Below are 14,569 nucleotides of genomic sequence, written 5' to 3'. Positions count from 1 at the left end.
ATGAACGATGGCCAGTCGGGCTGTTCATTTGCGTCGTGCGCCGTCGGCAACACGGTTTGTAGCCCAAGCAATCCGATCTTTTTGTTTGGGCGATCGGCCTGCTGACACACAAAGAGCTGTCAGAAGGCCATCGCTCACGCCAGAAAACCGCTATAATCGAACATTCGCCCACGTTTTACGTGGGTGTTCACCTTCACGGCAGCGCTGCCTCGGTGCTGCCGCCTGTTTCTTCGAGGAACCAGAAAATGTCCGTATCAGATATCGTCAAGTCAGAGATCGTCACCGAATTTCAGCGCGCCCAGGGTGACACCGGCTCTCCGGAAGTGCAGGTGGCACTTCTTACGGCCCGCATCAATGAGCTCACCGGGCACTTCAAGACACACAAGAAAGATCATCACTCGCGCCGCGGTCTGTTGCGCATGGTCAGCCGCCGGCGCAAGCTGCTCGACTACCTGAAGGGTCGCAACCCCGACGCCTACCGCGCCCTGATCGAAAAACTCGGTCTGCGCAAGTAATGCCCAGGGGCGTAGCTCCCCATGCTCCGGCCGCAGCTGTCGCAAAGCATCTTTGTGGCTGCTGCGGTCGTTGTCGTTATGGGCACAAGCCAGTGCGCATGGTTGGCACGCTCCATCACATAGGATAAAGCAATGTTCAATAAAGTCAGCAAATCGTTCCAGTACGGCCAGCACACCGTCGTGCTGGAAACGGGCGAGATCGCGCGGCAGGCATCAGGTGCCGTGCTCGTTACCGTGGATGACACCGTCGTGTTGGCCACCGTCGTGGCCGCCCGCAGCGCAAGGCCCGGGCAGGATTTCTTTCCTCTCACGGTGGACTACGTCGAAAAGACCTACGCGGCCGGCAAGATTCCGGGCGGTTTCTTCAAGCGCGAAGGCAAGCCATCCGAAAAGGAAACCCTGACATCCCGGCTGATCGACCGGCCGCTGCGCCCCCTGTTCCCCGAGGGCTTCTACAACGACGTGCAGGTCATCATCCACACGCTGTCGGTCAACCCGGAGATCGATCCGGATATTCCGGCCTTGCTCGGCGCTTCTGCCGCTCTGGCCATATCGGGCATTCCGTTCAATGGGCCGGTCGGTGCCGCGCGGGTGGGCTATGTCGATGGCCAGTACGTGCTCAACCCCGACGTATCGCAATTGCGTGGAGAGTCCAGCCTGGATCTGGTCGTTGCCGGCACCGAGGCTGCCGTACTGATGGTCGAGTCCGAAGCTCGACAGCTGCCCGAAGACGTGATGCTCGGGGCCGTGGTATTTGGGCACGAGCAGATGCAGGTGGCGATCAACGCCATCCACGAGATGGTTGCTGAAGCAGGCAAGCCCGAGTGGGGCTGGACGCCACCGGCCCGCAACGAGGTGCTGGCCACTGCTGTGCGTGCGGCGGCTTTCGATGCGCTCCAGGTGGTCTACCAGATCCGCGACAAGCAGGAACGTACGGCGCGCCTGCGCCTGGTGGCCACCGAGGTCAAGGCCAAACTGGCCGAGCACGCTGCGGCGCGCGGGGCGGACGCCCCCGATGGGGTCGAGGTCGACAATCTGCTCTTTGCGCTCGAATCGGAAATCGTCCGTGGCCAGATCCTCAATGGCGAGCCTCGCATCGACGGGCGCGACACGCGCACGGTACGGCCCATCAGCATCCGTTTGGGCGTGTTGCCGCGCGCCCACGGCTCGGCCCTGTTCACCCGGGGCGAGACGCAGGCACTGGTGGTCACCACGCTGGGCACGAAGCAGGACGAGCAGATCATCGATTCCATCATGGGCGAGTATCGCGACCGTTTCATGCTGCACTACAACATGCCGCCGTTCGCAACGGGCGAAACCGGCCGGTTCGGCGCGCCCAAGCGTCGCGAAATCGGTCACGGCCGCCTCGCCAAGCGCGCCCTGAGCCCCTTGTTGCCCAGCGCCGAAGAATTCCAGTACACCTTGCGTGTGGTGTCCGAAATCACCGAGTCGAATGGGTCGTCATCCATGGCATCAGTCTGTGGCGGATCGTTGTCGATGATGGATGCCGGCGTGCCCATCAAGGATCACGTGGCAGGTGTGGCCATGGGCCTGATCAAGGAAGGCGGCAAGTTCGCCGTACTGACCGACATCCTGGGCGATGAGGACCACCTGGGCGATATGGATTTCAAGGTGACCGGTACCGTCACGGGGGTCACGGCGCTGCAGATGGATATCAAGATCCAGGGCATCACGAAGGAAATCATGCAGGTGGCCCTGGCCCAGGCGCGTGATGGCCGGCTGCACATTCTCGAGAAGATGCGCGCGGCGATCGACGGCTCGCGCCAGGAACTGTCGACTTTCGCGCCGCGCATGCTGAGCATCCGCATCAATCCGGAGAAGATCCGCGACGTCATCGGCAAGGGCGGGGCCACCATCCGGGCCCTGACCGAAGAAACGGGCTGCCAGATCGACATCAGTGATGATGGCAGCATCACCATCGCCAGCGCGGATCTCGACAAGGCGCACGAAGCCGAACGGCGCATCAAGGAATTGACGGCCGATGTCGAGGTCGGCCAGGAGTACGATGGCAGCGTCCAGCGTCTGCTCGATTTCGGTGCCATCGTTCAGGTCCTGCCGGGTCGGGATGGCTTGCTGCACATTTCCGAGATCGCCAATTATCGTATTGCCGACATCAATGACGTGCTCAAGGTCGGGCAGGCAGTGCGTGTCAAGGTGATCGAAGCGGATGATCGGGGGCGCCTGCGTCTCTCGGTCAAGGCGATTGGCGGCATAGAGGCCCAGGGTGGTCCCGCCGGGCCCTCGGCAAAGCCCCAGAACGGCACTGACTGAGGCATTGACAGACCGTGTGCACAGGGTAAGGGCAGATGGCTGTATGATCTGAATTCACCCGCCCGGGCACTCAGGGCCTCCACGTACGGCAAGATCGGTGTGCTGTGTGTGGGGGCCCGTTGCATTCAGGCACGGCGGGTATACTTCATTCAATCCATTGCAAACTGCTGCCGCAATGATCCAAGGAGCAAACATGATGAAAACCCCAGGCCTGTCCGCCATCAAAGGAGTCCTGGCCATGGCACTGCTGGCCCTGTCCATGCAGGCGGGTGCGGCCGATACATTGAAAATCGGCGAATTCAACAGCTACAAGACCCAGGCCGCCTTTCTCGAACCTTACCGGCAGGCCATGGAACTGGCGGTCGAAGAAATCAACAAAGAGGGCGGTATCAACGGCAAGCAGGTCGAACTGGTAATCCGCGATGACAATTCCAATACGGGGGATGCGGTACGCGCCGTTGGTGAACTTCTGGCGCGCGACAAGGTCGATGTGCTGATGGGGGGGTTTCTGTCCAACGTGGGCCTGGCCGTGGCGGATTATGCCGGGCACAAGAAAGTCTTTTATCTGGCGGGTGAGCCGCTCACGGATGCCATCACCTGGAGCCAGGGCAACCCATATACATTTCGGCTGCGTGCCTCGACCTACATGCAGGTGGCCATGCTGGTCGAAGAAGCCCTGAAGATGAATCGGAAGCGCTGGGCGCTCGTATATCCAAATTATGAGTACGGGCAATCTGCGGTACGCACATTCAAGGCACTCATGCAGCAGCGCCAGCCAGACATCGAATTCGTGGCCGAGATCGCAACCCCGCTGGGCAAGGTGGATGCCTCGAATGTGGTGCAGGCGCTGGCGGATGCCAAGCCCGATGCGATGTTCAATGCGCTCTTTGCGGCCGATCTGGCCAAGTTCGTGCGCGCCGGTTCGCAACGCCATTTCTTTGATGGCCTGGATGTGGTCAGCCTGCTCAGCGGTGAGCCCGAATACCTCGATCCGCTGGGTGATGAAACACCGGTGGGCTGGGTGGTCACCGGCTATCCGTGGTATGCGATCGACACCCCTGAGCACGACCGCTTCCTGAAGGCCTATCAGGACAGGTTCAACGACTATCCCCGGCTGGGTTCCATCGTGGGCTATACGGCTGTCAAATCGCTGGCCGAAGGCATCAGGAAGGCAGGCTCCACGGATTCCGAAGCGCTGGTAAAGGCATTCGAAGGCCTCGAACTGATGTCGCCCTTTGGTCCCATCACGTATCGCGCAAGCGACCACCAGGCCACCATCGGCGCCTATGTCGGCAAACTGGGCATCAAGGATGGCAAGGGCATCATGGTCGACTTCCGCTATGTCGATGGCGCCGATGTGCTGCCCAGTGATGAAGAAGTGGCCAGGCTGCGTCCGGCACGCTGATGGCCAGTGCCTGAAAACTTGATGCACTGCCCGGTTACAGTCCTGGGCCTGTAACCGGGCGAGCAGTTGCTGCGGAGCGTGACACCGTGACCGGCGTTCTTGTCCAGATCCTCAACGGGCTTGCCGAAGCCTCCTCACTGTTCATGGTGGCTGCGGGGCTTTCGCTGATTTTCGGGGTCACCCGGATCGTGAATTTCGCCCATGGCTCACTGTACATGCTGGGGCTGTATGTCGCCTATACGCTGGTGGGTGCGATGGGCCATTCGGGGCTGGGGTTCTGGGCCTCGCTGCTGCTGGCTGGCGCTGTGATCGGTGTGCTGGGCGCCCTGATCGAGGTCCTGTTGCTGCGCCGCATTTATCGGTCGCCAGAATTGTTCCAGTTGCTGGCGACCTTCGCCCTGGTGCTGATCTTCAACGACATGGCCCTGTGGCTGTGGGGGGCCGAAGATCTTCTCGGGCCCCGGGCGCCCGGTCTCGAGGGCGCCATCAAGGTCTTCGAGTACTACGTCCCCACCTATGACATTTTCCTCGTCTTCCTGGGGCCGCTCGTGCTGGTGCTGCTCTGGCTGTTGCTCACGCGCACGCGCTGGGGTACCTTCGTTCGGGCCGCCACTCAGGATCGCGAAATGCTGGGTGCCCTGGGCGTCAATCAGGCCCTGCTGTTCACCTCGGTGTTTGCGCTGGGTGCCTTCCTGGCCGGCTTGGGGGGGGCCTTCCAGATCCCGCGCACGCCGGCCAACCTCGGGGTGGATATCCCGGTTGTGGTGGATGCCTTCGTGATCGTCGTTGTGGGTGGCATGGGCTCCATACCGGGTGCCTATGTGGCTGCCCTGATCATCGCGGAACTCAAGGCCATCTGCGTGGCGCTCGGTACAGTCAATGTTTTCGGGGTCGACTTCGCTTTTCCCAGGCTGACGCTGGTGGTCGAGTTCATCTTCATGGCGCTGGTGCTGATTGTCCGGCCCTGGGGCTTGCTTGGGCGCAGTCAGACCGGGGCCGTGCGCAGCGAACCGATCGGCAGCCCGCTGCGCCCGGCGTCCTTTGGGCTGCGCCTGTGGCTGGGGCTGCTGGTTGTTTTCATCTGGCTGGTTCCGCTGGCGCTGCCGCATCATCCGGTCCTGGCGCTGATGCTGCTGGATATCGCGATCGCCGCGCTCTTTGCCCTGAGCCTGCATTTCATGATGGGCCCCGGTGGCATGCCTTCATTTGGCCATGCCGCGTTCTATGGCCTGGGGGCTTATGCTGCGGCGCTCTTGCTGAAACTGGCCGGTGTGCCAATGGTCTGGTCCATTCTGCTGGCCCCGCTGGTCGCTGGCCTGGGGGCCCTGGTCGTGGGCTGGTTCTGCGTGCGGCTCTCGGGCGTCTACCTGGCCATGTTGACGCTGGCGGCCGCGCAGATCATCTGGTCCATCGTCTATCAATGGGATGACCTGACGGGGGGCTCCAACGGGATTCTCGGGTTGTGGCCACCGCAATGGCTGGATGGGGTGGCCTATTATTATCTGGCCACGGGTCTGGTGATTGTCGCCGCAGTCTTCATGCGGCGCATTCTGTTCTCGCCATTTGGCTGGGCCATGCGTGCCTGTCGGGATTCCGCGGTGCGGGCCGAGGCGCTGGGCATCGATGTCAAGCGGATCCAGTGGGCAGCCTTTGTGCTTTCCGGCATGTTTGCGGGCCTGGCCGGCGCGCTGTTTGCGTTTTCCAAGGGCAGTATCGATCCCGATGCCGCCAGCATCGGCAAGTCGGTCGATGCGCTGGTGATCGTTCTGCTTGGGGGGATCCAGACGCTCAGCGGGCCGCTGGTGGGCGCCGGGGTGTTCCATGTCCTCGAGGATTACTTCATGGGGGCCACCCGCTACTGGCACGCCTGGTTCGGTGGCGTCATTTTGTTGCTGGTGCTTGTGGCACCCAGCGGGGTGGTGGGTCTGATGCAGAATCTGCGCCATCGATGGCGGTCCTGAGCAAGGCCGGAGGACAGGATGAATTTGCTTGAAATCAGGAACCTCTCCAAGCGTTATGCTGATTTTCGGGCGGTGAACGATGTCAGCTTCGATGTGCGCGAAGGAGAACTGCTGGCCTTGATCGGGCCCAACGGTGCCGGCAAGACCACGACCTTCAACATGATCAATGGCCAGCTGGAACCCAGTTCCGGATCCATAGCCTTCATGGGGACCCGGATCGAGCGTTGGGCCCCGCGTCGCATCGCCCGGCTGGGTGTCTCGCGGACCTTCCAGATTGCAGAAACGTTTGCCTCCATGCGGGTTGTCGAAAACGTACAGATGGCTTTGCTGGCCTGTCACCGCAAGACGTTCTCGTTTCTGCGCGGGGCCGCTGCGCAGTATCGTCAACAGGCCATGGATCTGCTGGCGCAGGTCGGCATGGCCGATCAGGCCAGCCGCCCGTGCAGTGAACTGGCCTATGGCGATGTCAAGCGTGTGGAACTGGCCATGGCGCTGGCCAATGAACCGCGCCTGCTGTTGATGGATGAGCCGACCGCCGGGATGGCGCCACGCGAGCGCAACGAGCTCATGGCGTTGACCCGGCAACTGGTGATGCGGCGCAAATTGGGCGTCCTGTTTACCGAGCACAGCATGGATGTGGTGTTTTCGTATTCAGACCGGGTGATAGTGCTCGCGCGCGGAGAATTGGTCGCTGAAGGGGATGTGGCTACTATCCGTCAGCACGCCGGGGTGCGCGAAGTGTATTTCGGTGGCACGCCCGAGCCGGGCCCGCTTGCCACCAGGGGCTGAGGAGGGCACGATGGACGTAGAGATCGTGTTGCAAGTGGTCGGCCTGAATGCCTGGTATGGCAAGGCCCAGATCCTGTACGACGTCGGCCTCGACGTACGCCGGGGCGAAGTCGTGGCGCTGATGGGCCGCAATGGCGCTGGCAAGTCGACTACCCTGAAGTCCATCATGGGCCTGCAGGAAAAAAAGCGCGGCCTGGTGCAGTTTATGGGTCAGGACATCAGCCATCTGCGTCCCTTTGAAATTGCCCGCCGCGGCCTGGGCTTCGTCCCGGAAGACCGGCGCATTTTCACCGACCTGACCGTAGCGCAGAATCTGGACATTGGCCGTCGGCCGCCGCGCGCCTGGCCCGACGGCGAGATGGCCCCGAACTGGACCCCGGAGATGGTGTATGCCCTGTTCCCCAACCTGGATCGGATGCGCCAACGGTTGGGCGGGCAGATGAGCGGCGGCGAACAGCAGATGCTGACCATTGGCCGTACCTTGATGGGCAATCCTCTGCTCCTGCTGCTCGATGAGCCGACCGAAGGTGTGGCGCCCATTATCGTCGAGCAAATGGCCGCCGCGATCCTGAAACTCAAGAAACAGGGGGTCAGCATCCTGCTGTCCGAACAGAACCTGCATTTTGCCCGTGCCGTGGCCGAGCGCAGCTATGTGTTGGAAAAAGGGCAGATCATCTTTCAGGGGTCGATGCAGGAACTGGTCGACAATGACCAGGTACGGCGCGAATACCTGTCGATCTGAGCACCTCGCCAAAAGAGCAGGCCGTTTGAAACGGCAGGCGCATTATGCGCTAAACTGGCGATCCTTGAGGAAGCGTGCCAGAGTGGTTGAATGGACCGGTCTTGAAAACCGGCGATGGGGCAACCCATCCGTGAGTTCGAATCTCACCGCTTCCGCCAGATCCCGATGCCGGTTTCGTATCGGACGATCTGGCCGGCGCAATCAATATGCCAAGGGCGGGATTCACCAAATCATGGGGTGACACGATGGTTGATGACCCGGGCGCAAAAGACAGGTCAGGCCCTGAGTCACTTCAGGGGCCGGGGTCGGCGGATGTCGGGCAGCAGATGAATACGCTGGACATCGACTTCGTTCGCGTTCTCGAAGATCTGATCGATGTACTGATTGAAAATGGCACCATCCGCCTGACAGACCTGCCCGCACAGGCCCAGCAGAAGCTGACGCAGCGCAAACAGGCTCGCCGCCGTCTGCGTGAGACTTTGGATTTGATTGGCGAGGACGATGAAATCATCTGATGCGGCAGCCAGAAAATCGGCGTTGCCCGGGCAGGACGGGGTGTCGGGGCATGACAACGGCCAGCATGACGGCGGCCACGAGGGCACAGGGCCGTCGCCGCGGACGGCGTCGAAATCGCCAGGCGAAAGACGCCAATGGCGCGTACATTCCGGCGATACGCATGACGATCCCCTGCTGGACAGCCTGGTCCTGATACTCAGGCACTACGGCGTCGAAAGCTCTGCGCAGGCACTGGTTCAGGGCCTGCCGCTGGTCGATCACCGGCTCGTACCTTCGCTGCTGGCCCGTGCCGCCGCGCGGGCCCACTGCTCGGCACGGTTTGCACGGCGCACGCTCGATCAGCTGCCCTCGGGGCTTTTGCCGGCCATTCTCATGCTCGCCGATGAGCGCGCCTGCCTGTTGTTCGAGGTGGGCAAGGATGCCTGCATGGTTCAGTTCCCCGAAGGCGGGGGGCCGGTGCGCATGCCGCGGGCCGAACTCGAGCGCGACTACACCGGCCTGGTGGCATTCGTGCGGCCGGAATTCCGTTTCGAAAAACGCGATGAAGCGGGGGTCAAGCCACGCAGTGGCCACTGGTTCTGGGGGGTGGTCATGGAAAACCGTCGCCTGTATCGCGATGTGGTGGTGGCGGCACTGTTGATCAACCTCTTTGCGATTGCCATGCCGCTGTTCACCATGAACGTCTACGACCGGGTGGTGCCCAGCAATGCGGTCGAGACGCTCTGGGTTCTTGCCACCGGTATCGGCCTGGTGCTGGTCTTCAATTATCTTTTGACCACCATCCGTGCATATGTCGTCGACCGGGCGGCCAAACGCATCGATGTGCAGCTTTCGGCGCTGATCATGGAACGGGTGCTCGACCTGCGCATGGAAAACCGGCCGGCTTCGGTGGGCTCGTTTGCCTCGAACTTGCGTGCCTTCGAGTCGGTGCGTGACTTCATCGCCTCGGCCAGCCTGACGACATTGGTCGATTTGCCCTTCATTTTCCTGTTTCTGGGGGTCATGGCCTGGATTTCACCATACATGCTGATCCCGCCCGTGATCGCCATGGTCCTGGTCTTTCTGGTGTCCCTGGCCGCCCAGGTGCGCATGGAAGACCTGACTGTCAAGACCTTCCAGGCGTCGGCCCAGCGCAATGCGGTGCTGGTCGAGGCGCTCGCGGGTATGGAGCCCGTCAAGACGCTCAATGCGCGCAGCCACATGCAGCGCAAGTACGAAGGGGCCACGCAGTTTCTGGCCCATATCGGCGGGCAGCTGAAGCTGATTTCCGCCACCACGGTGGGTTTCGTGCAGATGGCGCAGCAGCTCGTATCCGTGGCGGTGATCATGATCGGCGTGTATCTGGCGGCGGAGTCGCAGATTTCCCTGGGCGGCATCATCGCCGCCTCGATGATCTCCAGCCGCTGCCTGGCCCCCCTGGGGCAGGTGGCTGGACTGCTGATTCAATACCACCAGGCCAAGACTTCGCTGGCTTCGGTCGATCAGGCGATGGAGATGCCGGTCGAACACCCGGAGGGCCGGCAGTTCGTGCCGCGTGCCCGTTTGCGTGGTGAAATCGAATTTCGCAATGTGAGCTTCACCTATCCCGGGTCCGAGCAGCCGGCGGTCTCCAGAATCAGTTTCAGGATCATGCCCGGTGAAAAGGTCGGCGTGATCGGCCGGGTGGGTTCAGGGAAATCCACGATAGAGAAACTGGTGCTGGGGCTGTATCAGCCTACAGCGGGCATGGTGCTGGTGGACGGGGTCGATGCGGCCCAGATCGACCCCATCGACCTGCGCCGCAATATCGGCTATGTGGCTCAGGATGCAATGCTCTTCTATGGCAGCCTGAAAGACAATCTGTTGCTCAGTGCACCATTTGCGACATACGACGACATGCTCGATGTGGCGCGAGTCGCGGGGGTGGACGAGTTCGCCTACCTGCACCCCGAGGGCTATGACATGCCCATCGGCGAACGGGGCGATTCGCTCTCGGGTGGCCAGCGCCAGGCGGTGGGCATTGCGCGTGCGCTGATCAATGACCCGCCCATATTGTTGCTCGATGAGCCCAGCAGCAATATGGATCACCAGAGCGAAGCCCAACTGAGGGCCAGGCTGCTCGAAGCCGGCCAGGACAAGACTGTCGTGTTGGTCACCCACCGTACGGCATTGCTCGAAATGGTCGATCGGTTGATGGTGGTCGATCGCGGGCGCATCGTGGCCGACGGGCCCAAGGCCCAGGTGATGGAGGCACTCAGGGCGGGGCGGGTCAGCCGTGCAGAGGCGCGTTCATGAAGCTCATCCGCGTTCTGTTCTGGCTGCTTTCCAGACCTTTTTACTGGCTGGCCTATCCTTTTCTGAAGCTGTTCGATCTGCTGATCGATGGCCGCAATCCGTATGCGCAGCGCTATGCGACCGAAGATCTGGTGGCTGACGCACAATGGACCATCCGCCATCAGGAAGCCCGAGGTGCGCGCAAGCTGGTCTGGGTGTCGCTCATCGTCGTGGCGGCATTGCTCGTGTGGTCAGCCTACGGGTTGATCGATGAAGTTGTGCGTGGCACAGGCAAGGTGGTGCCCTCGCGTCAACTTCAGGTCATCCAGAGCCTGGATGGCGGCATTGTCGAAAGTATTCTGGTGCGCCCGGGCGAACGGGTGGACGAGGGGCAAGTCCTGCTGCGTATCGATCCTACCCGTTACTCATCGTCGCTGGGTGAGAATCAGGCCGAACGCCTTTCCTTGCTGGCCAAGGCTGCGCGGCTCAGGGCCCTGGCCTCGGGCGAGGATTTCATACCGCCTGAAGAAGTGCTCGAGCAGGCGCCAGAAATCGCTGACAGCGAACGGCAGGTCTGGCAGTCGCGCACGCGCGAACTCGAGGCCACCTTGCGCATCGCCCACGAGCAGCTGCGCCAGCGCCAGCAGGAACTGGCCGAAACCCAGGCCAATCTCGATCAGGCCAATACCAGTTGCAACCTTACCTCGCAAGAGTTGCGCGTCACCGAGCCGCTGGTCAAGAGCGGCGCGGTCTCCCAGGTCGAGGTCCTGCGCCTGCGCCGGGACGTGGCCCGTTTCTGTGGCGAGGCCAAGGCGGCCGCGGCGCAGATCACGCGGATCGAGGCGGCCATCGACGAGGCGAGCACCAAGATCGAAGAATCCGAACTCAACATGCGCAACGAGGCGCATCGTGACCTGCAGGACACCACGGCAAAGCTCGCGACCCTGCAGGAGACCCGTGTCGCCCTGCAGGACCGCGTGAAACTGGCCGAAGTGCGCTCGCCGGTGCGTGGGGTGATCAACAACATGATGATCAACACGATAGGCGGCGTGGTCCAGCCGGGCAAGGACATCCTGGATATCGTCCCCTCCGATGACACGCTGCTGCTCGAGGTGAAGATCAATCCGCGCGACATTGGTTTCCTGCACCCGGGTCAGGGCGCAGACGTGAAGTTCACGGCGTATGACTTTGCCATCTATGGCGGCCTCAAGGGGTATGTCGAGCACATCGGCGCCGACGCCATCACGGACGAAAAAGACAATTCGTACTATCTGGTGAACGTGCGTACCGATTCGGCCTATGTCGGTGAGGAAGAGCGTGCCATACTGCCCGGCATGCAGGCCGAGGTCCATATCCTGACCGGCAAGCGTTCCCTGATGCATTACCTGCTCAAACCCATCCTGCGCGCCAGCGAGAACGCCTTGCGAGAGCGCTAGAAACGCACCAGAAAACAGTGCGGATCTGTCGCTGGCGACAATGGTGTTGAAGATCGCTCAACCGATACCATATGAAGGTTATGGATCGTGGTGATCCCGGAGAGAAGAATGCAGGCCAAGTCGGTACTCTTGCTGACCCACGATGACATCCTCTGGCAACACTGGCGCCAGATTGAAGCGCATGGTTGGTTGCCGGCACGGGGGCACAGCCTGCGTGACATCGGGCGCTGGGCCATGGGTCAGCGGCAGATCGTGGTGCTGGATGCCGCCCTGCCGGGTTTGCCCGACTGGTCCGATGCGGTCTGGCAGGCATTGGCGAGCAATGTTCGCATCATCGTTGGCTGCACCCGCCTGGATGACGCACAGGCGGTACGCATCCTCGAGATGGGTGGCCGGGGTTGTTTCCACGCCTACGTACCGGCCACCTCATTGGCCCATATCGTGCAGACCGTTGCCCTGGGTGAGGTCTGGGTGGGGCGTTCGCTGCTCCAAAGGCTGCTGCGGCAACTGGACGACAGCCGGGTCGAGGCCATGAACTGGGCGCACGGCCTGACCGATCGGGAAACCGAAGTGGCGCGCATGGCCGCCGGGGGCCTGGCCAATCAGGCCATTGCAGATGCCCTGGGCATTACTGAACGCACGGTCAGGGCACACCTGTCATCGTCCTTCGAAAAACTCGGGGTATGCGACCGCCTGTCGCTGACGCTGAGAGTCCACGGTATCGAGCCGTCGGTCAGCCCCGCCTGAGGCTGCGCCTGCAGACCCGCAACCGGCCGCGCGGCCGGATGATCCCGCAAGATTTTCATGGTGACCTGTCGCCGCAGACAATGGTCTGCCGAAAGGTCGCTGTTTAGCATACTGGCATCGAATGATGAACACGGAATAGTGTGATGGCAACTGTATTGGTCAGCAAATTGGTGGGTGAGGCTTCGGTTCGTGGGCAGGATGGGCTATTGCACCCGCTGCGCGAGGGGATGCGCATCCCGGTCGATGCCGAAGTGGTAACGGGCCAGGGGGCCTTGCTCGAACTCAGCGCTGAAGGGGTGCCTGCTGTCACCATCGGTGAGCAGCGCAGCGTGCAGCTCGATGCCTCCATGCTTCAGCTGGACATCGATGCCAGCGAAGCCGCGGTCGTGCCGCCCGCCGATGCCGAGGCCGAGCGCCTGATTGCATTGCTCGGGGACAACCAGGATCCCTTCGATGTGCTGGATCCCACGGCGGCCACGACAACCACGTCCGGTGTCGACGGTACCGGCAGCGGCTTCGTGCGCCTGATGCGCATCATCGAAGAGACCACGCCTCTGGGTGTCGCGTTTTCTCACGGGGCGCCGGGCGATGATGATGACCGGCTTTTCGCGGGCACGGCGGGTGCGGGTGGTCCAGGTGAGGAAGATGGCGATATCGTGGATCCTGATCTCGTCCCGGGCGAGACGGTGCTGACCCTGTCTTCGCCAACCACCGTCGTCGAAGGCAATCAATATCTGATCACGGCCACGGTGAGCAATCCGGTCACCGGCAGTCCGTTGGTCATCACACTCACCAACGGCGCCGTCATTACCATCCCGGTTGGGGAAACAACAGGCTCGGTCACGGTCGACAGCCGGGAAGACGATGTCTATATCCAGGGCGACGAGCCGCGCACCGTGGGTGTGGGCTCGATCGAGGGCGGCCATTATGAGAATCTCGTGGTGGGCGGCAGCACGACCACGATCATCACGGATGATGATGATCCCACCGAGATCACGCTCGAAGGGCCGGCCTCGGTGGTCGAGGGTGAAGACATCACGATTGTCGCGCATGTAACGAATCCACCGCAGAATACGGATCTTGTCATCCAGTTGGACAACGGGCAGACGATCACGATCCCCGTGGGCCGCACGAGCGGCTCGGTGACCTATCCCGCGCGCGGCGACGACGATCTGGTGCAGGGGGATATCGATGAGTCGGTCGGCATTCAGTCGGCCACGGGCGGGAATTTTGAGAACCTGATTGCCGAAGGCTCGGTCAGCACGACCGTGCTGGACAATGATGTGCCCACGATCACGGTCTCCGATGTAATCATCAGCGAAGGGGACGTGGGGACATTCGAAGTTGATTTCGGCAAGCCGGTGGACCATCCGACGACCGTCACCGTGGGTCTGGCGTATGGATCGGGAGACGGCCAGGCCGATGTCGACGATGTGAACTTTAACGTACCGCCTGTCGTGGTTGTGGGCGGGGTGTCCGTGCCGGTGACCGACAATGGCGATGGCACGTTCAGCTTCGAGCTTCCGGCCAACACGGTGGATGGGGTGAGCGTCACGGTTCAGACCGTGGACGATGAGATATTCGAAGGCGCGGAGAATTTCCAGCTGGTGGTTCGCCAGGAGGGCGAGACGGCCAGCGGCACACCACTGCCCGATGGCATCGAAGGCACGGGCACGGGCACGATCGTGGACGATGGCCGGCAGCTGCCGCCCGTGGATCCGGACGATCCCAACGAGCCGCCGGTGTACGCCGACGATGACCGGCCGACGCTGGGCATCGAGGGCGAGCAGGTCAACGAGGGTGATCCGGTGCACTTCGAGGTGCGCCTGAGCAACCCGGTCGATGCCGAGAGCACGCTCACGCTGCAATTGGGTGCGAGTGGCGATACGGCTGGCTTCGAGGACCTGTGGGGT

11 protein-coding genes and 1 tRNA gene are annotated in these 14,569 nt (G+C 62.0%); all 12 read left to right on the top strand.

The window, feature by feature from the left end; translation table 11 throughout:
* Positions 1–245 precede the first annotated feature (245 nt).
* Positions 246–515, top strand: a complete 270-nt coding sequence (rpsO, locus tag WCY17_RS11640) for a 30S ribosomal protein S15 (RefSeq protein WP_372702354.1) — start codon at positions 246–248, stop codon at positions 513–515.
* Positions 516–647: 132 nt separating this feature from the next.
* Complete coding sequence (gene pnp, locus WCY17_RS11635; protein WP_372702353.1) at positions 648–2,807, top strand: polyribonucleotide nucleotidyltransferase; 2,160 nt, start codon at positions 648–650, stop codon at positions 2,805–2,807.
* A 238-nt stretch (positions 2,808–3,045) separates the two neighbouring features.
* Positions 3,046–4,212, top strand: coding sequence for an ABC transporter substrate-binding protein (locus tag WCY17_RS11630; RefSeq protein ID WP_372702386.1), 1,167 nt, complete (start codon positions 3,046–3,048; stop codon positions 4,210–4,212).
* 143 nt (positions 4,213–4,355) lie between these two features.
* On the top strand, positions 4,356–6,173 hold the full coding sequence (locus WCY17_RS11625) for an ABC transporter permease (RefSeq protein WP_372702385.1): 1,818 nt from the start codon (positions 4,356–4,358) through the stop codon (positions 6,171–6,173).
* Positions 6,174–6,191: 18 nt separating this feature from the next.
* Positions 6,192–6,962, top strand: coding sequence for an ABC transporter ATP-binding protein (locus WCY17_RS11620; protein ID WP_372702352.1), 771 nt, complete (start codon positions 6,192–6,194; stop codon positions 6,960–6,962).
* A gap of 10 nt (positions 6,963–6,972) precedes the next feature.
* On the top strand, positions 6,973–7,704 hold the full coding sequence (locus tag WCY17_RS11615) for an ABC transporter ATP-binding protein (protein WP_372702351.1): 732 nt from the start codon (positions 6,973–6,975) through the stop codon (positions 7,702–7,704).
* A 68-nt stretch (positions 7,705–7,772) separates the two neighbouring features.
* Positions 7,773–7,862, top strand: a tRNA-Ser gene (locus WCY17_RS11610).
* Positions 7,863–8,030: 168 nt separating this feature from the next.
* Positions 8,031–8,219, top strand: a complete 189-nt coding sequence (locus WCY17_RS11605) for a hypothetical protein (RefSeq protein WP_372702384.1) — start codon at positions 8,031–8,033, stop codon at positions 8,217–8,219.
* Positions 8,206–10,494 carry a type I secretion system permease/ATPase gene (locus tag WCY17_RS11600; protein WP_372702350.1) on the top strand — a complete coding sequence of 763 codons (2,289 nt, stop codon included), beginning with the start codon at positions 8,206–8,208 and terminating at the stop codon, positions 10,492–10,494. Before WCY17_RS11605 ends, WCY17_RS11600 begins: the two co-directional genes overlap by 14 nt.
* Entirely contained in the window at positions 10,491–11,909 is a 1,419-nt protein-coding gene (locus WCY17_RS11595) for an HlyD family type I secretion periplasmic adaptor subunit (RefSeq protein WP_372702349.1), read from the top strand. Before WCY17_RS11600 ends, WCY17_RS11595 begins: the two co-directional genes overlap by 4 nt.
* A gap of 108 nt (positions 11,910–12,017) precedes the next feature.
* Positions 12,018–12,656: a LuxR C-terminal-related transcriptional regulator gene (locus WCY17_RS11590; protein ID WP_372702348.1), complete on the top strand. Its 639-nt coding sequence runs from the start codon at positions 12,018–12,020 to the stop codon at positions 12,654–12,656.
* Positions 12,657–12,799: 143 nt separating this feature from the next.
* Positions 12,800–14,569, top strand: a 1,770-nt coding sequence (locus WCY17_RS11585; RefSeq protein ID WP_372702347.1) for a retention module-containing protein, incomplete at its 3' end; no start/stop codon positions are given.

Origin of the sequence: Castellaniella sp. (assembly GCF_041677825.1) — a bacterium.
In the GTDB taxonomy this organism is placed as follows: Bacteria; Pseudomonadota; Gammaproteobacteria; order Burkholderiales; family Burkholderiaceae_B; genus Castellaniella.
This window is presented reverse-complemented; position numbering and strand designations above follow the sequence as displayed.